This window comes from Pseudomonas sp. B414 (assembly GCF_055408445.1).
In genome coordinates this window covers 17,985-44,193 of record NZ_JBUZTQ010000013.1, presented here as the reverse complement: position 1 = coordinate 44,193, position 26,209 = coordinate 17,985, and the positions used below count along the sequence as shown (strand labels likewise).

Genomic DNA, 26,209 nt, shown 5'->3' with positions numbered 1-26,209 from the left:
TATCAGCGGCGTCTGGCAGGCATTCCGCGCCGCCTGCATCGCGGGCAAGCCCGCTCCCACAGTCAATAAAGCCAATGCGTTACAGCCCTAGCAACGCCATGCGCTGGCGCACCGAGGCTTCGATGCCGGCGGCATCCAGGCCGCACTCGGCCAGCATCTGGCTTGGTTTGGCATGTTCGACGTATACATCCGGCAGGCCCAGGTGCAGCACCGACTTGAGCACGTTTTCACGGGCCAGGAACTCGCTGATGCCTGCACCTGCGCCGCCCATGATGGCGTTCTCTTCGATGGTCACCAGCAGCTCATGGCTGGCAGCCATTTCGCGAACCAGTTCTTCGTCCATCGGCTTGACGAAGCGCATGTCGACCACGGTGGCGTCGATTGTTTCTGCCACTTGCAGGGCTTCTGCCAGTTGCACGCCGAATACCAGCATGGCGACTTTCGAGCCCTGGCGCCGAATCACGCCCTTGCCGATTTCCAGCGGTTCGAGGGTTTTTTCGATCGCTGCATTCGGACCTGTACCACGGGGGTAGCGCACTGCCGCCGGGCCGTTGTACAGATGGCCGGTGGTGAGCATTTTGCGCAGTTCGTTCTCGTCGCTCGGGGTCATGATCAGCATGCCCGGAATGCAGCGCAGGAACGACAGGTCGAAGCTGCCAGCGTGGGTCGGACCGTCTTCGCCCACCAGACCGGCACGGTCGATGGCGAACAGCACGTCCAGGTTCTGCACCGCGACGTCATGCACCAGCTGGTCGTAACCGCGTTGCAGGAACGTCGAGTAAATCGCCACCACCGGTTTGGAGCCTTCGCAGGCCATACCGGCAGCAAAGGTCACCGCATGTTGCTCGGCAATCGCGACATCGAAGTAGCGCTTGGGGAAGCGTTCGCTGAAGGCGATCAGGTCCGAGCCTTCTTTCATCGCCGGGGTGATGCCCACCAGGCGCTCGTCGGCAGCTGCCATATCGCACAGCCATTCGCCAAACACCGCCGAGTACTTCGGCCCGCTGGCCTTTTTCGGCGCCGCTTTCGGGGCATCCAGTGGCTCAAGCTTGGTGATCGCGTGGTAGCCGATCGGATCGGCTTCGGCCGGGGCGAAGCCCTTGCCTTTTTTGGTGACGATATGCAGGAACTGCGGGCCCTTGAGGTCGCGCATATTGCGCAACGTCGCGATCAGGGTCGGCAGGTCGTGGCCATCGATTGGGCCGATATAATTCCAGCCCAGCTCTTCGAACAGGGTGCCGGGTACCAGCATGCCCTTGGCGTACTCTTCGGTACGGCGGGCGATTTCCCAGGCGCCGGGCAAACGCGACAGCACTTTTTTGCTGCCTTCGCGCATGCTGGCGTAGGTGCGGCTGGAGAGGATCTTGGCCAGGTAATTGGACAAGCCACCGACATTGCGCGAAATCGACATGTCGTTGTCGTTGAGGATCACCAACATGTTGGCATCCACTTCCGGCGCGTGGTTCAGGGCTTCAAAGGCCATACCGGCTGTCAGTGCGCCGTCACCGATAACGGCGATGGCCTTGCGCTCGCTGTTTTGCAGGCGGGCGGCAATGGCCATGCCCAGCGCTGCGCTGATCGAGGTGCTGGAGTGGCCGACGCCAAAGGTGTCGTACTCGCTCTCGGCGCGACGCGGGAAAGCGGCAACGCCGTCCTTCTGGCGCAAGGTCGCCATCTGCTCGCGACGGCCGGTGAGGATTTTGTGCGGATACGCCTGATGGCCCACATCCCACACCAGCCGGTCATCCGGGGTGTCGAATACGTAGTGCAGCGCAATGGTCAGCTCAATGACGCCCAGGCCGGCACCGAAATGCCCACCCGTCTGGCCGACGGTATAGAGCAATTCCAGGCGCAACTCATCGGCCAGGGTTTCCAGCTCGGCTTCGGCCAGGCGGCGCAGGCCCGCAGGCGTGCCTGCCCGGTCGAGCAGGGGCGTAGTCGGACGGTTGCGGGGAATCTCTTGAAACGTCGTTGGCATCAGGCGAATCGTTATAGGTATAAGAAGAGGCGGCAGTTTACCTGATGGAACGTAAGCTGCCCACGCAGTCTGCCATTCGTTAGTAAGACCTTGGCACTAGAGCTGTCAGAAAACATTACGGGAATGCCGCTTTTAGTGGCGACGTTCCACGATATATCGTGCCAGTTCACGTAGCGGTTCGGCGGCTGCATCAAAATGTCGCAGGGCGTTGAGCGCCTGGTCGCGCAGCTCCAGCGCATAGCCCTTGGCCTGCACCAGACCCATCAGCGCCGGGTAGGTCGGTTTGTCCCGGGCAATATCAGCGCCCTGGCGTTTGCCCAGGGTCGCAGTATCACTTTCAACATCCAGAATGTCGTCCTGCACTTGAAACGCCAGGCCAATGGCCCGTGCATAAAGGTTCAATGCGTGCAGGTTGTCTTCGTTGGCGTTGCCGCTGGCCAGGGCGCCCAGTTGCACGCTGGCTTCGATCAGTGCACCGGTCTTGTGCCGATGCATATATTCCAGCGCGGTCTGGTCGAGCTTGAGCCCCACCGAGCCGAGGTCGATCGCTTGCCCGCCGACCATACCTGCCGGGCCTGCGGCAAAGGCAAGGGCGGTGACCATGCGCAAGCGCGTGTCAGCGTCCAGGGTGGTCAGGCGCGGGTCGAGCAGGGCGCTGAACGCCAGGCTCTGCAGGCCGTCACCGGCCAGAATGGCGCAGGCTTCGTCGAAAGCCTTATGGGTGGTCGGCTGGCCGCGGCGCAGATCGTCATCGTCCATGGCGGGCAGGTCATCATGCACCAGCGAATAGGCGTGGATCAGTTCCACTGCGCAGGCTGCGCCATTGGCTTGTTCCGGTGCGCTGCCGAGGGCTTCGCAGGCGGCATAGGCGAGCAACGGGCGAACCCGTTTGCCGCCATTCATGACGCTGTAGCGCATGGCTTCATAAAGACGGGCCAACTCGGGGGCCGGCGCGACAAACAGAAGTTCAAGCGCCGCATTGACGCGGGCCTGGCTGCTGATCTGGTAAGCATCAATCATTCGGACTGTTCCGCATCAAAAGGCTCTTGTGCCAGTTCGCCATCGCGCTCAAGCAGGATCTGCACTTTCTGCTCGGCCTGGGCCAGTGCGCCCTGGCAATCGCGGGTCAGGCGGATGCCTTGTTCGAAGGCAGTCAGCGAGTCTTCCAGCGACAGCTCGCCATTTTCCAGACGCTCGACCAGTGTTTGCAGGTCAGCGAGTGACTGTTCGAAATCCGGGGAAGCTTTTTTGCGGGCCATGGCGGCATTCTCGGTAGGCGTTAAAACCGGCTGACACTAGCAGACAGCGGGTTTTGGGGCAAATCGAGGGTGGTGTTGGGCAGGTGGAGCGACCCACACAAATGACGCGCCTGCTTGCCTCAGGCGCGTGCAGCTTAGTGCATCACCAGATCGCGCTGCATCCCGCTCAAACCATTCCCCGCCTCACTCGCCGAGGCGCCCGCGCAGCGCAACAAGTCTGACGCTTGGGCCAAAGCCGCTTCTGAATTGACACTGGCGGGTATGGCAAACATGGCCGTGCCCATGGGGCGAGCTGGCTTATGGTCTTGCAGGTAGTAATCAAGCGCACGAGCGGCGGCACGATCCAGCGACTGTGAATCGCACTGAGCAGCTTCTTGCAGGATAAAAGAGGGTGGGTCAGGGGTGATCTTTTTCATGGCGTAACTCCAGATGCATTCAAGGAGCTACCACTTGCCGCTACTAAACGAATTAGGTGGCAGCCGTACGCAGGTTAGTAGACCGGAGCATCCGGAATCCGGCGCGCCACAAGGGCGCCCTGCGCACGGCCACCATAAAACGCAGGCCGTAAAAAAGCGCCTTGCGGAGGTGGCGCCTTGCGCCGGATTACAGATCGGGCTACTAAACCCGACCGCTGATTTTGCAGCGATGGGCCGAGACTATTCCGCGATTTTGAACGGCGCAAGCGAACGGGATTTTCTCGGAAGTTTCACGGGAATGAAAGCGAATCGTCGTACGAAAAGGCCGAATTTAAAGGCTTATGTTGTGTGGCTTGCCTGCTGTCGAGCAGGTAAATCCCTCACTGCAAATGGCCACGAGAGAACCCCACATGAGCGAGACACCCGCCAGCTTGAGCACCCCGCCCGAGGGCTACGGCGACTGGTTGACTGACCTTAAAGGCCGTATCCACGGTGCCCAGCAGCGCGCCACCCTGGCCGTTAACCGTGAACTGGTGTTGCTGTATTGGCAGATCGGCCACGATATCTTGACCCGCCAGTCCCGGCAGGGCTGGGGCACAAAAGTCATTGAGCGGCTGGCGCAAGACTTGCGCGCAGCTTTCCCGGATATGAAAGGCTTCTCGCCACGCAACCTCAAATACATGCGTGCCTTTGCCGAGGCCTGGCCGGATCCGGCAATAGTGCAGCAGGCTGTTGCACAATTGCCCTGGGGGCACAATCTGGTGCTGCTGGACAAGCTCCCAGGCCCTGAAACCCGCCGTTGGTATGCGTCCAAGGCCATCGAGCACAACTGGTCGCGTAATGTTCTGACCTTGCAAATCCAGAGCCGTTTACTGGAACGCAGCGGCAAGGCCGTGAGCAACTTTGAAAACTTCTTGGCCAAGCCACAGTCCGACCTGGCCCGCGAGTCGCTGAAAGATCCCTACCGTTTCGACTTCCTGGGCCTGAGCGCTGATGCGCATGAGCGCGAAATCGAAAGAGCCCTGGTCAACCATGTCACCGAGTTTCTGCTGGAGCTGGGCGCAGGCTTTGCCTTTGTCGGCAAACAAGTGCTGCTGAATGTGGGGGGTGATGAGTTTTTCATCGATCTGCTGTTCTATCACCTCAAGCTGCGCTGCTATGTAGTGGTCGAACTCAAGGGCGGCAAGTTCAAACCGGAGCACCTTGGGCAGCTGGGTTTTTACCTGTCCGCCGTGGATGGGCAGGTCAAGCACCCTCAAGACAGCCCCACCATCGGCCTGCTGCTGTGCGCCAGCAAGAACAAGGTGGTGGCCGAATACGCCTTGCGTGATAACAGCCGGCCCATTGGAGTGGCCGAGTACCAGTTGGTAGAGTCCCTGCCGGCAGAGTTGCAAACCAGTTTGCCGAGTATTGAGCAGATTGAGCGTGAGCTGGCAGGCGATGGTGTAGCGATGGAGGATGACAGCCCTGCGTGATTCAGAGGGGGCAGGTAGTTTCTTGCAGGCATTAAAAAGCCGGCTTGTGGCCGGCATTTCATTCTTTCACTGATCTTCACTTACTTTCACTGCGCCCTATGCTCTGCGTGGCTTTGCGCATGGTACTCTTTCACTGAAATTCAGAAGGGCACACCGAAAACCACATGCAATGGTGTGGGTCAGAGTGGGGGTCGGGCGAGGTGAGGGTGAATGTCAAAGCTAACAGTCAAGGGTGTTGAGAGTCTTGTGAAGGGTGGTGTCCCTGGAATGGCCGGGGACGGCAAGGGCCTTTATTTCCAGATCAGCAAGACTGGCGGAACAAGCTGGATCTATCGCTACAAGTTTGTGGGCAAGGAGCGCTATATGGGGCTTGGGAAGTTTCCCGAGATCACCCTGGCCAAGGCCCGTGAATTCGCCAGCGACGCTCGCAAGCTGCTAGCAATAGAAAAGGATCCGCTTGAAACTCGTGATACCGAACGCGAAGCTCAGCGTGATGCTCGACGAGAGCTGGAAGCAAAGCGAATCACATTCGAGACTTTGGCGACTGAGTACCTTGACGCACACGGTGCGGGATGGTCAGAAAAGTGGCGTAAGGGCTGGCTGCGGAAGCTTGAGCTTTACGCCTTCCCTCACATCGGCAAGCTTTCGGCCAGCGGGATTGAGACGGAGCAAATGCTCAAGGTTCTCCAGTCCATCTGGGCCAGTAAGACCCGTACCGCCGATGAAGTCCGTGGGCAGATTGAGCAGGTACTTGATGCTGCAAAAGCGCGAGGTCTGCGCTCTGGTGACAATCCAGCTCGCTGGAGAGGGCATCTTGATAATTTTTTGAGCAAGGCTGAAAAGAAGAAAGCAAGAAAGCGCCAGCACTTCTCTGCGATGAAATGGCAGGATGTCCCGGCCCTCATGGTGAAGCTCAAAGCGCTCGGCAACGTCCGCGACGCAACGGCCACACGCTTGATGATCCTGACGGGAGCCCGCTCACATATGGTGCGATTTGCGTCCTGGAGTGAGTTCGACCTCAATGCAGGCATCTGGTCGCTACCTGCCGATCGCATGAAGATGCGCGAGGCGTTTGATATCCCTCTGGCCCCGCAAGTTGTCCAGCTGCTTGAAGCTTTGTCGCGCATTGAGGGTAGCCCGTATATTTTTCCAGGGCAGGGTAAGACAGGAGTCATACATGCGAATGCTATCCGCAACCTGTTACACGGTCTGAAGCATGCCGATATTACGCGCCATGGATTCCGCTCCACATTTCGAGACTGGGCAGGGGAGCGCACCAACTTCCCCCGTGAGGTCTGTGAACTGGCGCTGGCGCATGACGAACGAGACCAGACAGAGGGGGCTTACTCCCGCTCTGACCTGTTCGATAAGCGCCGCAAACTGATGGATGCTTGGGCGAAATACACGACTTCGACACCTGTAGAGAAGGTTGTTCAGGTCGAGTTCAGCAAAAGAGCTTAAACGATTTTTGGCCAGTCTAGGGTAGCTCCCGAAAAGCAGGCTCCCACCTGCGAGGCTGGCCATTCTATTGAGGCATTGGGATGCGCCTAGGGAGGCGGAATGAGCGATTTATTAAGGGAAACTCTTCAACGGATCAAGTTAGAGGATGAAGCAGATGCAAGGAAGTTCGCCAATACGGACTTTGACATGGTTCCGGAGGAGTATTGGTATCAGCTGTCTCGGCCGTCAATTGATGCGGGGCATGCAGCCTTTCTGATTGCCAATATCTCCCCTAAAGCCAAGGAGGATTCTCTTAGTCATAAAAAACGAAGCCTGCTCGCCGACGCCAGGATGCTGGTTGAAACCTGCCAAGTCGAAAACATGTCAGCGCCAGAATGGCTGCGCTGGGCCTTTGAGCATTCCGATTCTCCGCCTGGACTTACCAAGGAGAAAGAGCGTATCGAACGGGTACTCTTGGCCTTCGACCGCAACCCTGGAAAGCAGCAGAAGGCAGAGCTGGAAGGGTTGCGCCAAGCGCTTGAGCGAGAGCAAGCGAAAAACCGAGAGCTGTCCCGTAGGCTTGAAAATACGGAATGCGCTCTTGATGCTGCGCAACAAGGGGAGGCAGAGGCACGATCAGGATATGAAAATGCCGAGCTCGTTCATGACGTCACGTTGAGGGAGTTACGTGAAGCTATTGAATCGGAACTCCTTCCTCCGCTGAACAGCGATTTAGCTAAGGCCCGATATGAGATAACTCGATTAGAAGCTGAGCGTGAAAAAGCCAAAGAGCAGCCCTCCCACATGCTGGCCATTGCCGGACTGTTGGAGCTGCTGTTGGACAAGGAGCGTCCCCGCTATGACCAGGGCAGAGCAGCGCAAGCTATTGAGGATCGTCATCACTGGTACGGCGCCAGCGCCAGCCAGCTGACCAAGATATTTCCCTTGGCAAAGGCTGCAGCCAAGAAGGCAGACGGGGAAGTTAAAGGTAAGACCGAATCGTTGTAGAGCGCTGCCAAAACGCCGTGCTGCACAGGCATAAAGACTGAATATTTTGCAGCTGCAAAAATTGCTTTTGCAGTTGCAATGACTCCCTCCCACTAAATGCATAACTTCCACAGCCATTCACAGAGGCCCATCCGGGGCCGCTGCTAGTCGGAGGAATCGACAATGGCTGTAACTAATCACGCCGCTCAGGCCACCACTCCACGCACTGCCAACCGGATCATGCGTCTGAAGGCCGTCAAGGCAGCAGTCGGGTTTGGCACTACTCACATCTACAACTTGATGAACGCTGGCAAGTTCCCCCGGTCACGGCGGATAGGCGTCCGGGCGGTAGGCTGGGATGGTCGCGAGGTCGATCAGTGGATTTTTGATCGCCTGAACGGGGCCGAATAAAGTGACTGACACAAAAAAGGCCGACCAAACGGCCAGCCCTAAAAAAACTCACGTTGATCATACCAGTGAAGAGTCGCTCATCAAAGCGGCCAGCGCATTCAGTAAGCAATCTCGCATCCTGGCTCACCTGCTGGCTGGCGAGTCGCTTAACCGCTTTGATGCTGAGCGTTTGGGTGATCATTGCCTGCCGACCACTATCAGCAGCCTGACAAGTCGCTTCGGCCTGCTGTTCCAGCATGAGCCAGAGCAGGTGCCAAATCGCTTTGGTGGCCTTACTCGCGTGGTACGTCACAGCCTGCCGGAAAGCCAGCGTGACAATGCCCGCAGCGCCCTGGTGCGGATGTTGGACGGTAAAAATCTGAAGGTGGCGGCATGATCGCTCTTGCTAACACTCCTACCTGCATGTATCGTTTCTCTGTCGCTGCAAATTCAGCGATCGGGATTGGCGTCCCGAAGATTAGGCGGACACACCGCCACAAGAGCGGTTTTTTTGTGTCCGCAGCATGGCAGGCCTTTATGGGCGGGCCGTGTGGGGCCTCTTCGGAGGCGCCGGAACCTAATCCCGGTACGCCAACCTGCACGGTTCCTCCCACCCTGATTGGCGTCAGGAGGGCGGAGTCTAAAAATCAGATTAGGACTCAAGCCATGACTACTCGTCACATCCTCAGCCTCACCCCCTCCAAAGCTCGTGCTGCTTATCACCGCGCTATTGCTATGGCAGCCCTGCATGCCGACTCCTCCCTGTCCGTTCGCCTGAAACGCTACAACGCCGCCATGGCCAAAGCCCGTAGCTTTGAAGCACAGGAGGTGGCCCAATGAGCGCCGTTGCCCAACTGAAGAAAGCAGCACCTGCTAAACCGGCCGTGGACTTCCAAGCGCATGCCGAAAGCGATGCCATCCTTATGCGCCGATCTGGCCGCGCCATGGGGGCGATCGCGGGGTTGATAGGCGAGAACCTAAGCCGTCTTGATATCGAAGACGACAGCGACTTCCTGACCCCCTCCGCCTTGAGCGGCCTTCTGGAAGCCGTCCAGCTCCTTGCAGATCAACTGGCAGAGCGTGGTGAAGATCTTGGCGAAATTATCGCCGCTGGGGGTGTGTAATGAGCGCACCACTCACGGCAGTGCAAATCATCAAGAGCACTCACGACGGCATTAACAGTGCCTCAACCGTATTCGAACTCGATAGCGCGATGAACGCGGGCGATGGCTGCCTGAACACGTTGCGCCAGCTTGAGTTGATCGATAACGGCCAGTGGATCCGAGAAACCAACGATCTTTGCTCTCGCACGGAACGTCGTCGCACCGAACTGTTGGGGAACTAACTGAACATGAATAACCAAACCTGCAACACAGTGGGTGCGCTCCCGGCTTGCTCGAAGAAAGCCACCGAACTCTGGTACGTCACCCATCCGAAAGCCCCCAAGGCACTTCTCGGCCCCTTCCTGACTGAGGCCGATGCCGAGTGTGGCCGCGTCGTGATGCGCAGCGCCGATGCCGTGGTGACAGCCTGCCTGGTCGACTCAATCGATGAACTCACCTACTGGCACGGCGTGAACAACGGCCAGGTCTGCCGAGCCTTTGCTGGCGCTGATCGCCAAGGGGTGAACCATGAGTAAGACAACCTATCTCACACCTCAGCAGCTCTTCGAGGAATCGATGCGCAATATCGCCCGGTCGACTAGCCCTGCCGAAGTTGATCGGGCTGGGAATAAGGCCATGGATCGCTTCGACGCACTCCTGCTCATCGGCGAGATTGACCTGGCTCAAGCAGGAGATTGGGCCATGCAAGCCTGCCACAAGGCTACCGATATGTTGCTGCTGATCCGCGAGGCTGATAAACGCGCTGCTGAGGCTGGCGACGCCCAAGGGGGTGATTAATGGCCGGCGACTGGATCAAGATGCGCGTTTCCCTGGCAACTGACCCTGCAGTAATTGGCATGGCCACAAGTCTCGATCGCTCGGAGTTCGAAGTGGTTGGCATGCTCCACCATCTTTGGTGCTGGGCAGACGCTCATTCACGTGATGGTCACGCTGACGGCGTGACAGGGAAGTGGATTAACCGCTTCATCCAGTGTGACGGCTTCGCTGACTCCATGGTGAAGGTGGGTTGGTTGCAGATCACCGATACTGGAATCGTCTTCCCTGATTTCGACCGTCACAACGGTCAAAGTGCCAAGGCGCGGGGCTTGGCGGCCACTCGCAAGCAGAAACAGCGATCTACTGTCACGGAGCAAGCGGGACAATTGTCACGCATTGAGCGTGACAAAGACGTGACCAGAGAAGAGAAGAATAGAGAAGAGAAGAATAGAAGCAATACCCCCCCTCCCCCGCGGGGGGAGGATGGCAACGGCGCGCCGAAAGAGGTTGAACAGGACGGGCATGGATCTGGCCAATCGGGGCAGATGAGCCACGAAAATGATCTGCCTGAAGGCTTTGAAACGTTCTGGAAAACATACCCACGCAAGACAGCCAAGACGAACGCGTTGAAGGCTTGGGCGAAGCTGAAACCAAATGCCGAGTTGATCTACAAGATCATGCAGTCAGTTGCCTATCACTGTCTGTGCGCGGACTGGCTCAAGGATGATGGCCAGTACATCCCACACCCTGCCACTTGGTTGAACGGTAAGCGCTGGGAGGACGAACTTCGTCCTGTCGATAATGTTCATCACCTACCCGCGCGCCGGGGGGCAATAGAGCCTATCGACTTTGATTCGACCGACTGGCTCGAAAGGGCGACAGACGAGATGAACCAATGAAGCCAGCCAATAACGTCGCCAAGCCAGTCCAGCAGATAATCGCGCCCTACAAGGTTCGCGACGGCCATCTGCCAAGGGCTGCCCCATCTCGTCCGGCGCCCGCCGAAGTCCTTGCCACCATGACCCCGGAGGCCAAGCGCGCGGTAACCGTGCTGGTCAACTCGCTGTTCAAGGAAATCCGCGCCTGCTGCTCAGCGTGGGAGCAAGCCTGGGGAAAGACTGATCAGCTGGAGGCTGCAAAAATCCAGTGGGTGAAAGCCTTCATCGAAAACGACATCCGGGACTGGCAGCAGGTCGAGTACGGGCTTCGTGGCCTCAGAGCCTATGGCAAGGACTTTGTGCCGTCGCCCGGGGCGTTTCTCGGCTGGTGCCGCCCAAAGCCAGAAGATCTTGGTTTGCCGGCGGTGGATATCGCCTACACCGAGGCCTGCACGAAGTCGCACCCGTCGGCCCGGAGTGGAGCCAGGTGGAGCCATCGAGCCGTTTACCAGGCAGCGATCGAGGTGGGAATGGATTGTCTGGCCAGCCTATCCCGAGAGGCAAGCCTAAAGCTGTTCACTCATGCCTACACGGTGATAACTCGCCGAGCCATGGACGGGAAGGCGCTCGATGGTGGGCTGGCTTTGGCGATCGGGCACGACAGCCAGAAAGCCCCGCCGGTATTGGCTGATGAATTAGCTGAGCAGCTGCTGCGTCAGCGCATGGAGCGCCAAGGTATTCCGGAGAGTGGCCACGCCGCGCGCGACATCCTGAGAGCGAGAATGGGGCGCTCTGTCATGAACACCACCTAGCTTTGGGCTGTGAAACCTATGAGGCGTATCTGAGTCGGTCTGCAAGACATGCGTGGTTAGATTGCATGGTTGAAACATTCCCCCATTTTTGATTATTGCTCGGAGTACCAATGAACGCTGTCATGCAAGACGATGCGCCGAGAAAAACCATGGTGAACCCCGCCAAGGTAGCGGTGAAACAGCCTGTTTCAGATGAGCAACGCCGCCAGGTGCTAGACCTACGCCGCCGTCACTCTCTGCGCGAAGTGGCCGAGGCTACCGGCCTGCCCTTGGGGACAGTGAAGACCCTAGTTTCACGCTCCGGGGCGTTCCGCGACAACGACCAGCACCGCGCCCTGTTCACCTTGCCGCCGATCAAGGTCAGCCAAGAAACCCTGCCCAGCGTGCCTGAGCTGCCGCCGCAAGAGGTCGTTACCGGCGACAAGGAAGTGGACGCCGTGCTGTGGCTGCGCTCGATCATCAACACCGGCCTGGCCGCGCTGATCGAACTGGCCATGGAAGCGGCCAAGCGGATCAAGACGTCGCATGATGTGCTGGAGAAGCGGTACCGGGATTACCTGACTGCTACCAATCCCGGCAACCCGTTCGCCGCGATGTCATCGTTTGGCTTCGCTGACCTGGAGGGGCTTGCTGCCAAATCCATCGAGAAGCACCGGCTACGCATTGAGGGGCGCGCCCGCTTTGGTGATCACCTGTTTGCCGACACGCCTGCCGAGGTGTTTTGCATTGAGGCCCTGGAGGGCTTGAAGCTGGAGCAGCTGGGGAGCCTCGATAGTGAGGACGCGGCCGCCCGTTTCAAGGCCCTGCCCGATCGGCTGCCGCAAACCCTGGCTGACTGCCTGTGGGAGCTGGACTACTGGCGTCAGCTTTACCGGCTACGCAATGCGGTAGACCGGGATTGCAGCGATGGCCCGCCCGAGGCCAGCGCGCGGGATTACTTTGTCTTCGGCCTGCTCGCGAAGATACGGCCCCGCAACAAGGATGAAGCCAAAGCTGTATTCCGTCACTTGATGCGTGGCGACGACATCGATAGCAAAGAGGCTGAAGCCATTCTGGACAACCTGATTGGCTGATGCTGATTTTTGAACCATCTGAATTCACCTTGTTGATCAGAGCGAAGCCTTGCTAGGTTAGAAGTGACCACGTCCTTGACCCTCAAGCAGGATTGCACCAATGAACACGGATCAAACCACGCAAGAAACACAGCATGCCGATCTGTGTCAGCCCAAACCAATCAGCCCTATTGGTTCGGCAGCTCCATGTATCCGCCAGCTTGCGCAAGTCAACAGATTGGTCGGGGAACGCGTGAGGGAGGCCAGACGTCTGGCAGGGCTCAGTCAGGTTGCAATGGCTGAAAGGCTGGGATTTACGGCCGGTGATCTCGCCGCGATCGAGAGAGGCCAAGGCTCCTTTGAGTCTTGGCACCTCCGCCGCATTGCTACCGCTTGTAAGGTCACCACTGACTTTCTTTTGGGGCACTCCGAAGAGTCAGAAGTTGGCGAACTGTGCGACGTTGTCAGAGAGCTGTTGATTCAGACGGATAATGATTTAGAAGAAGTTCGAGCGAAAGACGTAGTAGAGAATGTTCGCATCCAGCACGCATTAGCCTCCATCAAGGCTCTCTCCGATAAGTACGTGAGCGCTGTCCAAGAGCTCGAAGACGCAATGGAAAGGGTGGAGGCTGCAAATGAGTGGGCCAATATGCGCGGCGGTCTACGCCTCGCATCCGCTGTTGAGGAGTGCTGCTTAAAGGCTCGCCAAATCAACCACCGACTCAAAGGGGTTGCCCGGGGCTGATCGCTCGAGGCAAATCCTGAATAACCTCACCTGCTGTGCCGCACACCGTACTTAGGCCAACCTGCAGGGAACCCAGACAATATGGGAAAAATGCAGGCGATTACGCCCGATGATTGCTCCGAAATAAATACTCGGAGCAGTGTATGGATCAGCCACCAGTTATCACATTCAACCTCAAAGACCGGGGGCGAGAGCACACCGGCGTCAAGCGTAACTTCGACATTCCGCGCGTCGTCGCAGCGATCAACTCGCCCAAGTGTCAGGAGCGCGTGCGCAATCGCGAAATGCTTGGGTACCTCGGCCATTGGCCTCGAAACCACTTTGGCGCGATTCCAGCTCTGGGTGTGATTGCAGCTGGCAATTCTTTCCCATTAGAACCTGCACTGGTCACAGTGATGCTGCGCGCCTACCCAGACGGCACGATCGAACACAAGACCGAGTTCCTGCTGAACAACGAGATGGGCAAGATCGCCGCGCGCGCCTTCGCGGGCAAGATTGGCGGCTTCTCCAGCGTCATCGACAACGACATTCCCGAGTTCTACGGCTTCGACTGGGTGAGCGATCCAAACTTCACCACCAATCGCGGCTACGGGTTGTCCATGGATAGCGCCACAGGTAGCCAGGTAAGTGTGGCAGCCGGCCATGCAGAGCAAATGTCCTTGATGCGTTCTCTGCTAGACACGGCGGAAGGCAAGATCTGCAAGCTGCTTGCCGAAAACGAAGAGCTGCTGAATATCGCCGCCATACGCCAGCCAGAGAAAAGACCAACACGTAAACTTTCGACTTCTGCGGAAGGATACGAACAGCTGGCAGGGAGGTTCTTTAATCATGTTTGAGCCAGTGAAGGTAGGCCTGGGTGAGTTCTTGCAAGGTTTCTATGCCGAGCTGGTGCCCACCACCAAGGACATGAACGAGTTTGTGGCTCGTGGTTTCCCGTACTGCTTCGCCTGGGCGCCGACGCGCATGATTGACCAGGTGAACGAGATGCTTGAGGCGTGGCAGAAGAACGATACGGATCAGGGCACGACGAAGCCCCACAGGCTGCCAGTCATCATCGTGGCGACCTCGAAGGACTACACCCCGGTAATGCACGACTTCGGCACGCAGATATCTGATCCGATAGATGTCCAGTTCCCCGAGGATCCTAAGGGGCGCTACTTCCGGATGAAGATGATTGCAGGTGACATTCGAGCGCAGGTAGTGATCATTGCCGGCGACGAGCCGACCGCCAAGAGCATTGCCGCCCAGTTCTCGCTCTACCTGGACTCGCCAAGCCGCCGAGCATTCCACGGTCTGTACCCATTTGCAGGGATCCAGCACGCCTATCCGGTGCAGATCGAGGCCCCGGACAACCCCGCTTCGAGCATTGATATTGGCTCGAAGAACATGACCTGCCTGGCCGTGGACATGACCTTGAAGGCGACGGTGCCGATGTTCATGGCGCCTAAGGTCGGCGAGGCCAATGACGGCAAGGGCGTTCCCGGTACCGACGACCCGGCCGGCTATCCGCTGGTGCAGGAGTTCTCGGCCAACTCTGTCGGCCTGGCGAGGGTGACCCCATGATTAAGAATCAGGCCAATATCAGCGGCTGCCAGGGCACGTATACGCGATGTGTCAATACGCTCAAACAGCTGCAAATGTCGCCAACCCAAATTGACACGCTCTTACGAGGCCCTGATGGACATTAAGCACGATTCCGAGGGGTTTCTACTTGGCGCCAAGATTGAGTCGATAACCGACCAACTTGGCGATATCCACAAAGAGCTAAAGGCGATCAAAAACGCCCTGGGCGACTCTTCGCCGGCGCCGACTGCGGGCGATGTTCAGCCATTAGCTGACACCGAGGCCACTGTTACCACGCCAGCTTTGGGCGATGGCTCGAGCGAGTCTCAGCCCCAGATCACTGTTATCGTCCAGCCTCCGGCCGAAACTAGCGCGCCGCCGCAGTCTCCTGCCTCGGCTCCGCCGCCGGGCGGCGCTCCGGCACCAACTCTGACGCCTACCCCTTCGCCTGCCGCCAGTCCGACCGCCAGCCCTGCGGCAAGCCCCGGGGCGGCGCCGAGCGCCAGCCAAGGGCTGCCACCGGTTGTAGTGATTCCGGGGCCGCGCCCTGATCGCTCAAGGGCTGGCCCGCCCGCACCACCTGCCAGCCCTGCGGCTGTGCCGAGCGGTCGTGACGAGCGAGGCCGGTTCCGGCGGACTGGGGGTGATGGGCCTGGCGAAGATGGTGGCGGTGGGGGCAGTATCTCTGGTGGGGATTCTGACAGTCGATCCGCTCGAGCTCTCGGAGGTATTGGCGAACGGCTGGTCGGAGCGGTTCGTGAAGTTGGCCAGGAAAGCGGGGAAGCTGATCCGTCAGTAAAAGCGTTCAACGAAATAGCAGAGCCCCTCTCCCGTGGGTTCGGCAAGATCTTCGGGGGCGGCGAGGACAAGAAGCAAGACCGCTGGTACCGCAAGTTTTGGCGGGAGATGACCCAGAAGCGGCGAGATGACGAGGTCAATAACCGCGCCACACGACGCAGCCTGCGCGACCTTCTGCTGGCTGGTCGTGGCGGCGAGTCTGGTGGCGGCATCATGGGCATTCTGGCCATGCTGTTCGGCCCTCTGCTGGCGATGTTCGCCAAGTTCTTCGCGGGCTTCAGCAAAATTTTCAAGCTGCTGGGGGCTCTGCCTGGAGTCAAGGCGCTTTCAAATCTGATTCCCGGCAGGTCGAGAGGTGGCGCTGGCGACCCGGGTCGTGGTGGATCTAGAAATCCCGGAGGCGGACGGGGCGGCCCAGGTTCAAGGAACCCGCCGGACGCTAGCGGCCCAGGCGAGCGAGGGCGGCGCGGAAGTCGAGGCCCTGCCCCTTCGCCGATCCCACCAGGCGGAGGCGCTGGCGGAGCTGGTCGCGGTCTCCTTAAGCGCCTTCCCCTAATAGGATCGCTGCTCAGTCTCGGCTTTATGGCCAGCGACGTCATGGCCAGCGAGGGTGGAGAAGGCACCAGGGAAGAGAAAGACAGGTCTACTGGATCGGCTGTTGGTCGTGGCGTTGGCAGTCTCGGCGGCATGGCTGCTGGTGCCGCTGCTGGTGCCGCGCTGGGCTCCATTGTGCCAGGGCTCGGCACTGCCATTGGCGGCATCATTGGCGGGGTTGTCGGCGGCTTCATGGGCGACAAGGCTGGCGATATCATCGGTGACACGGTGGGCGGCTGGGTTAGCGACCTGAGAAACTCCAATATTGGCGGAGCTATCACCGAAAAGTGGGCCTACACGACTGAATTCATGGGCAGCCTGTGGAGCCAGTCTACCGCTGGAATTTCCGATCGATGGGCGGCCGTTAGTGACACTGTGTCCAGCATGTGGACAACGGTGTCTGATTCGGCCAACGCGGCGTGGGGGGCTGTTTCGGCGGGAGCAACGGCATTGTGGGACGGAGTCTCTTCGTCTCTGACTAGCGCCTGGGCTACAGCCGTCGACAAAATGCAAGCGGGTTGGTCTAGCGCGGTAGACCTCGCCTCGAAAGGATGGGAAGCGCTTTCCGGCCTGGCTGGGTCAGCCAAGGACTGGCTCAAGGAAAAGACCGGCGTAGATTTGGATAAGGTCTACGAGACGGTCGGCACCAGAGCAAGCGAGATTGTTGGCGGGGCTGGTGAGGCAGTAACCAGTGCTTGGAGCAAAGTTACCGATGTCGCGGTCAGTGCCAGGGACGCAGTTAAATCTGGAGCAGGCAGGATTGCAGATGCCACTGGAGTTACTGCCGTCGCCGGTGCTTTCAGAACTGCAAGGAACGCGGCAGACAATAAGGTGAGTAGCCTCCGCGCGGATAACAACTGGGCTGGCGCGAAGGACGACCTTGTTGGCGCTTCGGAAGCGGCCGGCGTTGATCCGGGAGTTCTGGCGAAGATTGCAAAATATGAAAGCAACTTCGATGCAGGCGCTACACCTACCCGGCGAGACGGCACAAAAATTTCAAGCGCCCACGGCTATGGACAGTTTCTCGACGGTACTTGGACTGACTCAATAAACAAGCACGGGGCCAAATATGGGGTTGAGGGAGCGGGCAAGCTGAATACAGAGCAAGCGGCCAAGTATCGAAACGATCCCAAGATACAAGCCGCGATGCTGGCCGAGTTCACGAAGGAAAACATCGATCAAGGTCGCAAGTATGGTGGGCGCGACGACGATGCGAACGTGTATGCATTTCACAATCTGGGTGGCGGCGACGCGAAGAAGATGCTGAGCGGCATGAGTGCCGACATGGATGTTCGCCAGTCACTCATGCAGGGCGTTAACAGCGAAAAGGGGCGGGCCCGGGTCGAGCAAGTCATTGCCGGAAACAAGGATCTATACGGCGACGGCAGCAGATCAGCTAAGGACGCCTACAAGGTAATGGGCGAGCGTATGCGTGCAGGGGATTCATATGCCGAGGACGCTAGATCTCATTTGCTGGCCAGGAATCAGGCCGCTGCAGCCCCGGCAGAGATGACCGCTTCGGCGGCCCAGTCTCCCGCCTCCGCACCTGATCAGCCGATGGCGGCTACGCTTATCGGGCCGCCGGCCAACACCTATGCAGGTGTCGATACGGCCAGGAAGAGCGTGCCGGTAGTTGTTGCGAGCGCGCCATCTCCTGCTAGCCATGGTCTCCCGGCTGGCAACTCTCTCTCGCCATCGGAGGTTGGTAGCGGCCAGGCGATCACCTCTTCACCGGGCAATCCTTTTGCAGCATTGGGGGCTAAGGAAATCCCGGCAGCAAGTTCGGCGAACAATCCTTTCGCCGCCCTCGAGAGAGGCACTGATTCTGTCCCGTCTGTTCCGGCCTCGCCCGGCAACCCGTTTGGAGCGCTCGATGGCGGGGCCAAGCTGGAGAGTGGGCCTCAGTCCAGCGGTGGCATGGTGGCCACTCTATTCGCCGGCGCCAAGGTTGCCCAGGCACCAACGGCCAGCGCCCCGGTCTCGTTCGCCTCTGGCAGGGCCCCGTCAGCCATGACGGCTGTTCCCTCTGCTCCTGCCGTCTCGATACCGACAGCACCTGCTGTCGCAGCGATCGCCGAAGCGCCAGAAGTTGAGCCGACGCCTATGGGAAGCCCTGGCCGGCGCCAGTCCGCGACCCCCGCAGCCCCTGCAAACATTCCGCGCGACATTGAGGATCGCCGGATTGCTCATATCGTCACTGGCGCCTACAGCGGCGCCGTCTGACCGGAAAAGACGCCCGGTAGCGCAATGCTGCCGGGCGTGGCGCTAAAATGAAGTATACGAAGACAACTGCACGGTTTCACATGTGCTCGGTCAACTGATCGCGAATTCTCATCACCGTGGTAGTTGAGCATTGAGCATGCCTTGCTGCCGCTCGAACCCCCAAGCCTGCGGCGAGCAGTTCGCGCACGCGCTTATGCAGGTCATCGTCCGCTGGGCGGCCCTTATAGGCGCCATCGGCTTTAGCCTTTGAAATGCCCTGCGCTTGTCGCTCCCGGCGCTGCTCGTAATCCTTGCGTGCGATTGCGGCCATCATTTCCACCAGCATTGAGTTGATGGCGCCCAGCATGCGGTTGGTGAATTCGTCGCCACCGCTGTCTTTGATGCCTTGATGGCTGGTCGGCAGATCGAGCGCGACAATGCGCAAGCCCCTGGAATCAATCGCCGCCTTGAGACGCTTCCAGTCGCTTTCTGGCAGCCGTGACAACCGGTCAATACTCTCCACCAGCAGCACGTCACCTGCTCGTGCGTCGGCCAGCAGGCGCAGCAGCTCTGGCCGATCTGCTTTGGCGCCGCTCTCGTTCTCTACGTATTCGCAAGCGATCCGCTGGCTATGCTCGGCCGCAAACCGTTCTAGGGCGCCACTGGCGCGTGTCGCGTCCTGGCCGGCGGTGGAGGCGCGAAGGTATGCGCGAATGAACATGGCGGTTACTCTCCCTGTATCAGTTTAGGCGTTACCTTAATAACGTATCACTTTGAGTGTCACTAAACAATGAGGCTACGCCTTACGGGAGGTGAATAGAGCGTGCCACTTTATCTACACCCTATTGTGACGGAGAGATGGCCCCCGATTTGCGCCATCCTGCAATGCAGGTTGGGAAATAACGCCCTTGGCAGCCAGGCGTGAAACCGTCATGGCATGAACTCTTCCAGCCCAAGATGCCGACTCAGCGCCTTGAGTTTTTGAGCAAGCCCGTCGGCCCGCTTCCGCGCTGTCTCGGCCTCCCGATTGGCTTTCTCTGCTGTTGCCTGGGCCTTTGCCAGCTCTCGGTCGAACTCGCCCAACTGATCAACTTGGGCTTCTAGCCTGGCCTCGAGGTTATCCAAGGCGCGGCGCTTATGCTTTAGCTCGGAGTCCTGTTGATCAAGTGCGGCCCGCCGATCCGCCAGGGCTTTGGTGGTTACTCGCTCTTGGGCACGCATCACCGTGGCCGTCTCGGCAGCGGCCTTCACCGCACGGAAGTTAGCCGTCCAGATCCCCGTTGCAGCTGCGGCGCAGTCGGATCGGGTCAGTGTTGGCACGGTCGCAGCCGCCTCCAGACCTTGGTAGTAGCGACTGACGCTCTGGTGGGTGGCTTTCGAGCCCTCAATGCCCCGCTTCAGGCCGAGGGGCTTGCCACATTGCTGGTGGAAGTCGGTTTGCATCTTTCGGAGCTTGGCCGCGCCGCCGAGATACTCTCGGGCAGAGAGTCGTCCATCCCGGGTGACAGGCACGATGTAGGCCACCAGGTGCGGCGTTCGCTCATCGAGGTGAATGGTGGCGCAGACGATGTTCTGTCCACCGTGCCGTGCCTTCAGCCAAGCCATGGCTCGGTCAAAGTAGCCTGCTCTGGTACTGGGAAGCCTGCCACTGTCGTCGAGGTGGCCGCCATGTCTGGCAAATGCTTCAGGGCTGGCCGTCATCAGGTATTCGATGCACAGAACAGCATCCCTTCGGCGCTTCTCTGGTAGCTTGGCGCGTACAGCATCCGCCAATTCCCCAGCGCTCTTGGCACCGATCAGATGCTGATTCGGTGAGCCATTAGAGTTTAAGGTGGGGATCTCCCGGAATGTGTGGCGGCCAGATCCGAAAACCCCGGCCATGCTCTTCAGCTTTTTTGTTCTTAGTATCGCGAATGGCATGAAAGCCTCCCCCGCGCTGAATGTGTCTATCTTCAGCGTGCGGGTGGAGCAAATGAGTGCGCAAGCCCCACCCCAAGCCTTTAGGGCTTGTGTACTCACTACACCTTGTTCCAAGGTTGTTCGGCCTTCGGCGGCAAGGCAACCGCTATACCGCCTACCGGTACTCGGCCGGCTTAGACAGGTAAGCCAGGGTGTTTTCCATGTCCTGAGCGCGGTCGCTATAGGAGGCCACGAGACACTCTGTCGAGCGACAAGCATTTCGCTCTTTTAGCCAGGCCTGTTGATCCTTCTTGACCCCTTCCTTGTCTTCCGCACTGGAGCGCAGCGCCTTGTAGGCTGCAGCCACCCGGACATCCAGCGCCGCCAGCTCTTCATTGCCGCAAATCATCCCCTCAACGGCGGTGGAAGCCTTGGCACAGTTGAAGCTTGCCGCTATCGGAGGGCTCGCCTTCTTGGTTGACGCTGGCTGAGCGGTGACGACCTCTGGCTGCGGCTCCGATGCGGGAGCTACCTGCTGCCGTGCTGCGACGGGCGCGACCGTCTTGCCGATCGCCGCGTAGTCCATGTCGGTAAGCTTGCGAATAAAGCTTAGGTGTATTTTCACCCCGCTCGCCGTGGTCATGGTGCCTTGCCCAAAGCGAACGGATAGCGTGGTCAAACTACCGGAGTCATCCAGCAGATTGACAGTGCCATTAGCTGGATCCGTCGAGTGGATTGGCATCATGTTGCTCTTTCCGCCCTGCTCCATCACCAAGTTGTCGCCGTCAGCGTAATCGATCCGCATTGGTGCCTGACGCCCCTGTCCAGCCCCGAACATGATGACGGAATAGACGCCAGACACGTCCTTGCGGATGTAGTCCTCCGGCTCGGCTGCGAAAGAAAGCGAGGCCGATAGCGCTAAAAATACGCCTGCAATGAGAGTTCCGCTTATAGCTTTGAACATGATCTCAATCCTTGATGGTGTTAACTGGATGTTGGTGGCACTTTGCCCCGGCCTCCTTATATCAGAGATCAGTTCGCCAATAGCCAGAACCGAGTGCTGTTGGAGTCGTGGGCCACCGCATAGACATTGTCGTCCCGCGCATGGACTCCACTCCCCTGTTTCGGGGTAGTGGTTTGCCTGGGTGTCGGGGCGGAAGCGCTCGGGATCAGCGTTGTTTGGGGGTCGAGGGGGGGCAACGAATCGTTACACCCTGCAGGACGCGACGCTTTGCATTGATCGGTAACGGCCTTGGCTACAATCGAAGCGCGTCGCCAGGTGATGATGTATTGGGGTGGTAGCGGCCTGCTGATCCAGGGTAGGCGAAATGCCCACCCAACCGAACGATATGACTTTCATCTGCCGACCTGACCCGTCATCTCAACGGGGCAGGTTTTGGGCGCTTTGCAATGATCAACAAAGGCCTTGGCCGCAAACGAAGTGCTTCGCCAGGTGTAAATGCGCTTGGAGTGGTCGCTGTCTGCGGATCAAGGGTGTGAATCGGATTCACTCCCGTCGGCCAGCGGGCCTTGCACTGCGTGGCTCAAAACGGGGCCATCAGTCGTCGTCCAGCTCGGCATCCATCACAAGGCCCAAGCGCTCGGCGCGCCCGCTCATGCGCGCCTGAATCGTCGCAGCCTCCTCAAGCACGGCCTGGTACATATCCCGCATGGCCTCCTTGTCCACCAGAGCAATGGTCGGCTTCTCGATGATCTCGACCTTCTCTTTCCACAACTCAGGCTGGCGGTTTTTGAGCCAAAAGGTGGCCAAGTGTGGGTTGGGTGGGTAATGCTTCATTGTGGGCACCCGGACGACCTCCTCACCAATCACTTTGATTTCCTCGTGATTGTGCGAATAGCCGACGGCGCCACGGTAAACGGAGTTGGCCACGTTAGCATCCGCTAGAGCCATACCGGCCTTGAGGGCAGTTTTGAAGCCGGCGTGGCACCCCTGCCATTCATAGAACGTGCTCTCCGATATTTCGAGAATCCCAGCTATCTGCTGATGCGGAATGCCGAGTTGCGCCAGCTTGTAGGCCAGCTCGGCATACTTGGGCCTGTACTTGCCTGGCCCGTCGGAAGGGAACAATCCGTGCAGGGCCGTATCGTCAAAAATATAGCCCCCGGCAGCGTCATAAATCACCCCCTCGATGGTTTCTCCCTCGCGTGCGCGCGCGTTGGCCTCCGATTCCGGCGCTAGCGATCCTTTCCCCGCCCGCTCTACATCTCCATCAAACTTGCCGTTACCCCCGCCAGCATTGGCCTTTGCCTTGTTTTTCGAGCCACTAGCCATGGTTTCGCTGATGGTTTCTCCCATGGTTTCTATGGTTTCGCTAACGAGCTTCGGCCCAGTACCTTGCTTTGCCTTCGGAGCGCCTACGTATTCAACGCCGGCTGGGTTCTTGCCGGATGCTTTTCGTTTCTCCCACCCCTGCTTTGCGGCTGTCTTGCGAACGCCAGGGGCTGATACAGATAGCCCCAGTTCTTTGACCAACCAAGTGTAACCGTCGCGCGGGTCTTGTTCCCATGCGTCGCGAACCTCTTCCCACTGGTTTGGGGTTAGCTTGGGTGCCTGGGCCATTACGCAAATGCTCGCCGTGGCTCTTTGGTGCGCCGCTGGCCATGCTTCGCAGCAGCAACAGCCCGCTCTACGGCGCTCAGCAGGCGCGTGCCTCCACGCAACTTGCGCCACCCATAAGGGTTAAGGATCTCAATCCGAGCAAGAGCCTCTAACGCCTCCTGGGTCGCCATTTCAACGTCTGTCAAAGCCCCCTCAAGAAGTGCAGTGCGCCCCAGAATCGCTTGCACAGCAATAACGTCACGGTTAGTCATGCGGGCCCACTCAGCTTTCATGGCCTCAATCATTTCCTCCATCACAGCGCTCGGCATCCCGTCGCCCTGCATACGATCGCTAGTGCACAGTAAGTAATCGACGGAGACGCCGTAGACGCCGGCGGCTCTCTTGAGCATCCATACCGGTATCTGGCTGGAGTGCAGGCCGCGTTCGATCTTGGCGAGCTTGCTGGAATTGGCATAACCGAGGTGCTTGGCGGCGTTGAGCTGGCTGAAACCTGCAGCTAGGCGAGCCTCACGCAAACGTAGACCGATGGCCTGGACTAAGGCGATTTGCTCGTCTTTAGACGGGATAACATTTGCTGCGGTCATGGTTTCACCTGGCTGTAATGCTCTGGCATCAGCAGTCGGCCTTCTGATAGAGCAATGAGCAGGGCCTTGGCCAAATAGTCGCCACTTTCAGCCGCCGCCCGCAGATCAAGCCAATACCCCCTCAAGGTTGCCACGCTTGGGCGAATATTCTTCTTTCCCGGCACTCGTTTCGGAGTCGATATTTTTGCAGTGTTCAAGGTGCTCTCCCTTCCTGTTGAGTAAAACAGCAGCCCGCTATGGGGCTGCGTCAGCAACGAGTGCGTTACTCAATGGCGGGGAGCGGATAGAGGTAGTTCACCTTGGCCTCGTAAGAGCTGACGACCGCTCTCAGCGCAGAAACCTTTTCAGGTATTGCTTTGGCTTCATCGAGTTTCGCCGCAATGTCAGCCAAAGAGGGCTTAGCCACTGACAGGGCCGTCTCCTCTGGAATGTCGTCCTCAATGAGGGCGGCAACTTTTGCATTGCGCGTACTGCGCATATTGTTGGCGATCACTCGAAGGTCGCTAGCCTCTGAGTCAGCGTCTTTGATCTGTTTGAACACATCGTTCAGTTTGTTTCCGCCCACACCGTAAGTCATGGCGTCACGCGCTTTCCGAATGTCGCTTGTAGCTGCGGACATTTGATTAACCTGGCTCAGTGCGTAATCACGACGCTGTTTTTCTACCTGCAATGCATTTTCGTGGCTGCCATGCGTTCTGATAGCTGCCAGCCAACGGGCATTCATGCGGGCACGCCTGAACTCTGCAAAAAGACCGTCGGCTTCGGTAGCCAGCTTTGAAAACTCTTCGATATCAGTTGTCGTAACCAAATCAGCCAATTTTGCGTGAGCCAGCAGTTCTTCACGTTGTTCCGGGGTGATGTTCGTGTTGTTCATGTCTATTCCTTGGTTGGTTTTAGACATGGTGGCAACCGGTGTCGAAGGCCCTGAGCTGAATTTTCTTATTTCGGTTAATTCGTACTGATTTAGCCAAATCGGGCCAAATCTAGCCAAATTGAGCGAGATTGGTTTTGCTGGAAAACCAGCCCAGACGGCTCGCCTAGCGCCCTCGACAATGCGACTCAACCACCGCATAGGGCTGCAAGCCAGGCTCCGCGAAACTAGCGGCCCTGCATATGACCGATTTTTACAGGGATACGAAAATGTCAGTAGTTACAGGAACGGGTGCCGCCTCGGCATCGATAAATTTGATGAACGAGATGACTTCCATTTGGGACGGGCTGAATCCGCACCTGGTCGCCAAGTTTTATGAGGTGGATCATCTCGGACGTATGGTCGATGACATCGTGGTCAAGGCAGCATTGACCGACGAAGCCGATATACAGATGTCGTTTAACTGGCAGTCACCGTTTGAAGGCTCTGGCCCCGAGAGCAGAGCCCCGGCGTTGATGGGCATGCTCCAGTCTGGCGCGTTGAAACCGCTTATCGAGTCCATTGGGAATGCAGCGGGTCGCGCAGTTGGCAGTGATATTGGCGACAAGATCAAGTCGGCCGGCGCCAACATCGACGAAGCTCGAGGCCGCACCGGGATGACAAAGCTGAATTCGACCCAGATTTTTAGCGGGTCAGCGCCACACAAGATCAGCGTCACACTGCTTTTCCGTGCCTGGCGCGATCCTACTGCCGAGGTTGAAAGACCAATGGAACAGTTCATGAATTGGGCTCACCCTCAGAAACTGGCGCCAGAGGGCACGATGCTAACGGGCGCCCTCAGCTTCCTGTCCGGCGAAAAAGGGTTGCTGGATGCCATGCTGCCCTCGTTTAGCCCGTGCATGATTGCGATGGTCTACAAAGGCCGGCGGTATGCGCCGTTGGTGATCGAATCGGTCGGGATGCCCTTGAGCGCTCCCATCGACGCGCTCGGCCGCTTCGTTCAGATGAGCCTGCAGGTCACCATGAGCACTCACCAATCTTGGGACAAGAACGATTGGCAGGCCACCCGGCGCATTTAAAGATTGCTTCGGAGCGGTCAGCACACGGTTAGGTTTGGCCGCATTGTGAGGCACTGTTGATTCAAGCACATGCAAGCCAGGTGCAAGGGGCCCAGCCCGGCGGGAGTCGGGAGGGCCCTGTAACTATCAGCGCAATCCTCGGCGCCAGCAAGCACCAGCTCCGCCAGGCTGGCAGCACTTTGATACTCGGCACGGCGGGTCGGGTTTACGTTGAGCACATCGCATAGCGCATCAAAGCCAAATGCTTCGATGGTGCCATGCTCACCGACCATAGTGTCCCAGGCATAGTTGGCCAAGGCTTCTAGCATCGCCTGCTCTTCGACCTTCAGATTCAGGTCGGCGGCCAGGTCGAGCATCTCCACTTTACGAGCTGTAAACGGGAGGCCTTGCTTGGCGATCGTGCTGGCCCGTCGATAATTTGTCCGGCTCTCCTCGATCCATGCCAAATCGCCCGCGTAGATCCGGCATATGCGCCTAATGCAAATCAGGCGTGCCCTTGGCGTTGCTTCGGGCTTGTTGGCCAGGCGACACAGTTCGCTAACCACCTTCATTCTGCTCAGCTTCATTCTGGAACCTAGTCCGTTTCAATAAGCAGCGAGTAAAGCCCATTGAAAGATATGCACATGATCAGAATTTCCCCGGCTTTGTTCAGATGGAACCAGATGAGGCCAGCACCGCGCGGTAGTGGGGGTCAGAGTGGGGGTCAGATGCGGCGATCATCTTAAG

The 26,209-nt window shown here is 58.5% G+C and carries 31 protein-coding genes; 19 read left to right on the top strand and 12 right to left on the bottom strand.

Translation table 11 applies throughout. The annotated features are described in order from the left end of the window. Nucleotides 1-79: 79 nt before the first annotated feature. The 4 genes from dxs to ACZRMH_RS13110 form a co-directional block, all read right to left on the bottom strand. The gene (gene dxs, locus ACZRMH_RS13125) at nucleotides 80-1,978 is read right to left on the bottom strand and encodes a 1-deoxy-D-xylulose-5-phosphate synthase (RefSeq protein WP_464013763.1); all 1,899 of its coding nucleotides are present in this window, start codon (nucleotides 1,976-1,978) and stop codon (nucleotides 80-82) included. Nucleotides 1,979-2,110: 132 nt separating this feature from the next. Beyond that, nucleotides 2,111-2,998 carry a (2E,6E)-farnesyl diphosphate synthase gene (gene ispA / locus ACZRMH_RS13120; protein WP_464013762.1) on the bottom strand — a complete coding sequence of 296 codons (888 nt, stop codon included), beginning with the start codon at nucleotides 2,996-2,998 and terminating at the stop codon, nucleotides 2,111-2,113. Then, the gene (locus ACZRMH_RS13115) at nucleotides 2,995-3,237 is read right to left on the bottom strand and encodes an exodeoxyribonuclease VII small subunit (RefSeq protein ID WP_019824297.1); all 243 of its coding nucleotides are present in this window, start codon (nucleotides 3,235-3,237) and stop codon (nucleotides 2,995-2,997) included. Before ACZRMH_RS13115 ends, ispA begins: the two co-directional genes overlap by 4 nt. 134 nt (nucleotides 3,238-3,371) lie before the next feature. Further along, on the bottom strand, nucleotides 3,372-3,653 hold the full coding sequence (locus ACZRMH_RS13110) for a DUF6124 family protein (RefSeq protein WP_464013761.1): 282 nt from the start codon (nucleotides 3,651-3,653) through the stop codon (nucleotides 3,372-3,374). A 410-nt stretch (nucleotides 3,654-4,063) separates the two neighbouring features. On the opposite strand from ACZRMH_RS13110, the gene ACZRMH_RS13105 reads away from it, so the two are divergent. From ACZRMH_RS13105 to ACZRMH_RS13020, 18 genes are all read left to right on the top strand, one after another. Then, nucleotides 4,064-5,128, top strand: a complete 1,065-nt coding sequence (locus ACZRMH_RS13105) for a PDDEXK nuclease domain-containing protein (protein WP_464013760.1) — start codon at nucleotides 4,064-4,066, stop codon at nucleotides 5,126-5,128. Between the two features lie 210 nt (nucleotides 5,129-5,338). Further along, nucleotides 5,339-6,589 carry a tyrosine-type recombinase/integrase gene (locus tag ACZRMH_RS13100; protein WP_464013759.1) on the top strand — a complete coding sequence of 417 codons (1,251 nt, stop codon included), beginning with the start codon at nucleotides 5,339-5,341 and terminating at the stop codon, nucleotides 6,587-6,589. Nucleotides 6,590-6,688: 99 nt separating this feature from the next. Next, nucleotides 6,689-7,576 carry a hypothetical protein gene (locus tag ACZRMH_RS13095; RefSeq protein ID WP_464013758.1) on the top strand — a complete coding sequence of 296 codons (888 nt, stop codon included), beginning with the start codon at nucleotides 6,689-6,691 and terminating at the stop codon, nucleotides 7,574-7,576. A gap of 162 nt (nucleotides 7,577-7,738) precedes the next feature. Next, nucleotides 7,739-7,966, top strand: a complete 228-nt coding sequence (locus tag ACZRMH_RS13090; RefSeq protein ID WP_464013757.1) for an AlpA family transcriptional regulator — start codon at nucleotides 7,739-7,741, stop codon at nucleotides 7,964-7,966. A 1-nt stretch (nucleotide 7,967) separates the two neighbouring features. After that, nucleotides 7,968-8,342, top strand: coding sequence for a hypothetical protein (locus tag ACZRMH_RS13085; protein WP_464013756.1), 375 nt, complete (start codon nucleotides 7,968-7,970; stop codon nucleotides 8,340-8,342). Nucleotides 8,343-8,611: 269 nt separating this feature from the next. Continuing rightward, nucleotides 8,612-8,785, top strand: coding sequence for a hypothetical protein (locus tag ACZRMH_RS13080; RefSeq protein WP_169916893.1), 174 nt, complete (start codon nucleotides 8,612-8,614; stop codon nucleotides 8,783-8,785). Beyond that, the gene (locus ACZRMH_RS13075) at nucleotides 8,782-9,069 is read left to right on the top strand and encodes a hypothetical protein (protein WP_169916926.1); all 288 of its coding nucleotides are present in this window, start codon (nucleotides 8,782-8,784) and stop codon (nucleotides 9,067-9,069) included. The genes ACZRMH_RS13080 and ACZRMH_RS13075 overlap by 4 nt, the downstream gene beginning before the upstream one ends. After that, nucleotides 9,069-9,290: a hypothetical protein gene (locus tag ACZRMH_RS13070; protein WP_153367455.1), complete on the top strand. Its 222-nt coding sequence runs from the start codon at nucleotides 9,069-9,071 to the stop codon at nucleotides 9,288-9,290. The genes ACZRMH_RS13075 and ACZRMH_RS13070 overlap by 1 nt, the downstream gene beginning before the upstream one ends. 6 nt (nucleotides 9,291-9,296) lie before the next feature. Beyond that, complete coding sequence (locus ACZRMH_RS13065; RefSeq protein WP_153438701.1) at nucleotides 9,297-9,584, top strand: hypothetical protein; 288 nt, start codon at nucleotides 9,297-9,299, stop codon at nucleotides 9,582-9,584. Next, nucleotides 9,577-9,846 (top strand): hypothetical protein, encoded by a 270-nt coding sequence (locus tag ACZRMH_RS13060; protein WP_169916927.1) that lies wholly within the window; start codon nucleotides 9,577-9,579, stop codon nucleotides 9,844-9,846. Before ACZRMH_RS13065 ends, ACZRMH_RS13060 begins: the two co-directional genes overlap by 8 nt. Further along, complete coding sequence (locus tag ACZRMH_RS13055) at nucleotides 9,846-10,724, top strand: Pyocin large subunit-like protein (protein WP_464013755.1); 879 nt, start codon at nucleotides 9,846-9,848, stop codon at nucleotides 10,722-10,724. Before ACZRMH_RS13060 ends, ACZRMH_RS13055 begins: the two co-directional genes overlap by 1 nt. Then, entirely contained in the window at nucleotides 10,721-11,515 is a 795-nt protein-coding gene (locus ACZRMH_RS13050) for a replication protein P (protein ID WP_169916929.1), read from the top strand. The genes ACZRMH_RS13055 and ACZRMH_RS13050 overlap by 4 nt, the downstream gene beginning before the upstream one ends. Nucleotides 11,516-11,625: 110 nt before the next feature. Further along, the gene (locus ACZRMH_RS13045; protein WP_464013754.1) at nucleotides 11,626-12,588 is read left to right on the top strand and encodes a hypothetical protein; all 963 of its coding nucleotides are present in this window, start codon (nucleotides 11,626-11,628) and stop codon (nucleotides 12,586-12,588) included. Between the two features lie 100 nt (nucleotides 12,589-12,688). Next, complete coding sequence (locus ACZRMH_RS13040) at nucleotides 12,689-13,312, top strand: helix-turn-helix domain-containing protein (RefSeq protein ID WP_464013753.1); 624 nt, start codon at nucleotides 12,689-12,691, stop codon at nucleotides 13,310-13,312. Between the two features lie 143 nt (nucleotides 13,313-13,455). Next, on the top strand, nucleotides 13,456-14,148 hold the full coding sequence (locus ACZRMH_RS13035) for a hypothetical protein (protein ID WP_464013752.1): 693 nt from the start codon (nucleotides 13,456-13,458) through the stop codon (nucleotides 14,146-14,148). Beyond that, complete coding sequence (locus tag ACZRMH_RS13030) at nucleotides 14,141-14,875, top strand: hypothetical protein (protein WP_464013751.1); 735 nt, start codon at nucleotides 14,141-14,143, stop codon at nucleotides 14,873-14,875. The genes ACZRMH_RS13035 and ACZRMH_RS13030 overlap by 8 nt, the downstream gene beginning before the upstream one ends. Before the next feature lie 610 nt (nucleotides 14,876-15,485). Next, entirely contained in the window at nucleotides 15,486-15,674 is a 189-nt protein-coding gene (locus ACZRMH_RS13025; protein ID WP_464013750.1) for a hypothetical protein, read from the top strand. Nucleotides 15,675-16,255: 581 nt separating this feature from the next. Beyond that, nucleotides 16,256-18,490, top strand: a complete 2,235-nt coding sequence (locus ACZRMH_RS13020) for a hypothetical protein (RefSeq protein WP_464013749.1) — start codon at nucleotides 16,256-16,258, stop codon at nucleotides 18,488-18,490. 76 nt (nucleotides 18,491-18,566) lie between these two features. Here ACZRMH_RS13020 and ACZRMH_RS13015 read toward each other — a convergent pair whose 3' ends face one another. From ACZRMH_RS13015 to ACZRMH_RS12985, 7 genes are all read right to left on the bottom strand, one after another. After that, nucleotides 18,567-19,190 (bottom strand): recombinase family protein, encoded by a 624-nt coding sequence (locus tag ACZRMH_RS13015; protein ID WP_464013748.1) that lies wholly within the window; start codon nucleotides 19,188-19,190, stop codon nucleotides 18,567-18,569. Between the two features lie 209 nt (nucleotides 19,191-19,399). Continuing rightward, nucleotides 19,400-20,389, bottom strand: coding sequence for a MobV family relaxase (mobV, locus tag ACZRMH_RS13010; protein WP_464013747.1), 990 nt, complete (start codon nucleotides 20,387-20,389; stop codon nucleotides 19,400-19,402). 154 nt (nucleotides 20,390-20,543) lie between these two features. Next, on the bottom strand, nucleotides 20,544-21,332 hold the full coding sequence (locus ACZRMH_RS13005) for a lysozyme inhibitor LprI family protein (RefSeq protein ID WP_153438002.1): 789 nt from the start codon (nucleotides 21,330-21,332) through the stop codon (nucleotides 20,544-20,546). 594 nt (nucleotides 21,333-21,926) lie between these two features. Continuing rightward, nucleotides 21,927-22,949 (bottom strand): hypothetical protein, encoded by a 1,023-nt coding sequence (locus tag ACZRMH_RS13000; RefSeq protein ID WP_153438004.1) that lies wholly within the window; start codon nucleotides 22,947-22,949, stop codon nucleotides 21,927-21,929. Further along, the gene (locus ACZRMH_RS12995; protein WP_153438006.1) at nucleotides 22,949-23,533 is read right to left on the bottom strand and encodes a helix-turn-helix domain-containing protein; all 585 of its coding nucleotides are present in this window, start codon (nucleotides 23,531-23,533) and stop codon (nucleotides 22,949-22,951) included. The genes ACZRMH_RS13000 and ACZRMH_RS12995 overlap by 1 nt, the downstream gene beginning before the upstream one ends. Beyond that, nucleotides 23,530-23,730 (bottom strand): hypothetical protein, encoded by a 201-nt coding sequence (locus ACZRMH_RS12990; RefSeq protein WP_464013746.1) that lies wholly within the window; start codon nucleotides 23,728-23,730, stop codon nucleotides 23,530-23,532. Before ACZRMH_RS12990 ends, ACZRMH_RS12995 begins: the two co-directional genes overlap by 4 nt. A gap of 65 nt (nucleotides 23,731-23,795) precedes the next feature. Beyond that, entirely contained in the window at nucleotides 23,796-24,407 is a 612-nt protein-coding gene (locus tag ACZRMH_RS12985) for a hypothetical protein (RefSeq protein ID WP_464013745.1), read from the bottom strand. A gap of 239 nt (nucleotides 24,408-24,646) precedes the next feature. Here ACZRMH_RS12985 and ACZRMH_RS12980 point away from each other — a divergent pair, with 239 nt between their 5' ends. Beyond that, on the top strand, nucleotides 24,647-25,483 hold the full coding sequence (locus tag ACZRMH_RS12980; protein WP_464013744.1) for a hypothetical protein: 837 nt from the start codon (nucleotides 24,647-24,649) through the stop codon (nucleotides 25,481-25,483). Nucleotides 25,484-25,500: 17 nt separating this feature from the next. Here ACZRMH_RS12980 and ACZRMH_RS12975 read toward each other — a convergent pair whose 3' ends face one another. Further along, nucleotides 25,501-26,049, bottom strand: coding sequence for a hypothetical protein (locus tag ACZRMH_RS12975; protein ID WP_133143837.1), 549 nt, complete (start codon nucleotides 26,047-26,049; stop codon nucleotides 25,501-25,503). Between the last annotated feature and the right edge of the window lie 160 nt (nucleotides 26,050-26,209).

Bases quoted from the DNA above. Each gene is read 5' to 3' on its own strand.
- dxs (WP_464013763.1), bottom strand. From the start codon at position 1,978: ATGCCAACGACGTTTCAAGAGATTCCCCGCAACCGTCCGACTACGCCC.
- ispA (WP_464013762.1), bottom strand. From the start codon at position 2,998: ATGATTGATGCTTACCAGATCAGCAGCCAGGCCCGCGTCAATGCGGCG.
- ACZRMH_RS13115 (WP_019824297.1), bottom strand. From the start codon at position 3,237: ATGGCCCGCAAAAAAGCTTCCCCGGATTTCGAACAGTCACTCGCTGAC.
- ACZRMH_RS13110 (WP_464013761.1), bottom strand. From the start codon at position 3,653: ATGAAAAAGATCACCCCTGACCCACCCTCTTTTATCCTGCAAGAAGCT.
- ACZRMH_RS13105 (WP_464013760.1), top strand. From the start codon at position 4,064: ATGAGCGAGACACCCGCCAGCTTGAGCACCCCGCCCGAGGGCTACGGC.
- ACZRMH_RS13100 (WP_464013759.1), top strand. From the start codon at position 5,339: ATGTCAAAGCTAACAGTCAAGGGTGTTGAGAGTCTTGTGAAGGGTGGT.
- ACZRMH_RS13095 (WP_464013758.1), top strand. From the start codon at position 6,689: ATGAGCGATTTATTAAGGGAAACTCTTCAACGGATCAAGTTAGAGGAT.
- ACZRMH_RS13090 (WP_464013757.1), top strand. From the start codon at position 7,739: ATGGCTGTAACTAATCACGCCGCTCAGGCCACCACTCCACGCACTGCC.
- ACZRMH_RS13080 (WP_169916893.1), top strand. From the start codon at position 8,612: ATGACTACTCGTCACATCCTCAGCCTCACCCCCTCCAAAGCTCGTGCT.
- ACZRMH_RS13075 (WP_169916926.1), top strand. From the start codon at position 8,782: ATGAGCGCCGTTGCCCAACTGAAGAAAGCAGCACCTGCTAAACCGGCC.
- ACZRMH_RS13070 (WP_153367455.1), top strand. From the start codon at position 9,069: ATGAGCGCACCACTCACGGCAGTGCAAATCATCAAGAGCACTCACGAC.
- ACZRMH_RS13065 (WP_153438701.1), top strand. From the start codon at position 9,297: ATGAATAACCAAACCTGCAACACAGTGGGTGCGCTCCCGGCTTGCTCG.
- ACZRMH_RS13060 (WP_169916927.1), top strand. From the start codon at position 9,577: ATGAGTAAGACAACCTATCTCACACCTCAGCAGCTCTTCGAGGAATCG.
- ACZRMH_RS13055 (WP_464013755.1), top strand. From the start codon at position 9,846: ATGGCCGGCGACTGGATCAAGATGCGCGTTTCCCTGGCAACTGACCCT.
- ACZRMH_RS13050 (WP_169916929.1), top strand. From the start codon at position 10,721: ATGAAGCCAGCCAATAACGTCGCCAAGCCAGTCCAGCAGATAATCGCG.
- ACZRMH_RS13045 (WP_464013754.1), top strand. From the start codon at position 11,626: ATGAACGCTGTCATGCAAGACGATGCGCCGAGAAAAACCATGGTGAAC.
- ACZRMH_RS13040 (WP_464013753.1), top strand. From the start codon at position 12,689: ATGAACACGGATCAAACCACGCAAGAAACACAGCATGCCGATCTGTGT.
- ACZRMH_RS13035 (WP_464013752.1), top strand. From the start codon at position 13,456: ATGGATCAGCCACCAGTTATCACATTCAACCTCAAAGACCGGGGGCGA.
- ACZRMH_RS13030 (WP_464013751.1), top strand. From the start codon at position 14,141: ATGTTTGAGCCAGTGAAGGTAGGCCTGGGTGAGTTCTTGCAAGGTTTC.
- ACZRMH_RS13020 (WP_464013749.1), top strand. From the start codon at position 16,256: ATGGCCAGCGACGTCATGGCCAGCGAGGGTGGAGAAGGCACCAGGGAA.
- ACZRMH_RS13015 (WP_464013748.1), bottom strand. From the start codon at position 19,190: ATGTTCATTCGCGCATACCTTCGCGCCTCCACCGCCGGCCAGGACGCG.
- mobV (WP_464013747.1), bottom strand. From the start codon at position 20,389: ATGCCATTCGCGATACTAAGAACAAAAAAGCTGAAGAGCATGGCCGGG.
- ACZRMH_RS13005 (WP_153438002.1), bottom strand. From the start codon at position 21,332: ATGTTCAAAGCTATAAGCGGAACTCTCATTGCAGGCGTATTTTTAGCG.
- ACZRMH_RS13000 (WP_153438004.1), bottom strand. From the start codon at position 22,949: ATGGCCCAGGCACCCAAGCTAACCCCAAACCAGTGGGAAGAGGTTCGC.
- ACZRMH_RS12995 (WP_153438006.1), bottom strand. From the start codon at position 23,533: ATGACCGCAGCAAATGTTATCCCGTCTAAAGACGAGCAAATCGCCTTA.
- ACZRMH_RS12985 (WP_464013745.1), bottom strand. From the start codon at position 24,407: ATGAACAACACGAACATCACCCCGGAACAACGTGAAGAACTGCTGGCT.
- ACZRMH_RS12980 (WP_464013744.1), top strand. From the start codon at position 24,647: ATGACCGATTTTTACAGGGATACGAAAATGTCAGTAGTTACAGGAACG.
- ACZRMH_RS12975 (WP_133143837.1), bottom strand. From the start codon at position 26,049: ATGAAGCTGAGCAGAATGAAGGTGGTTAGCGAACTGTGTCGCCTGGCC.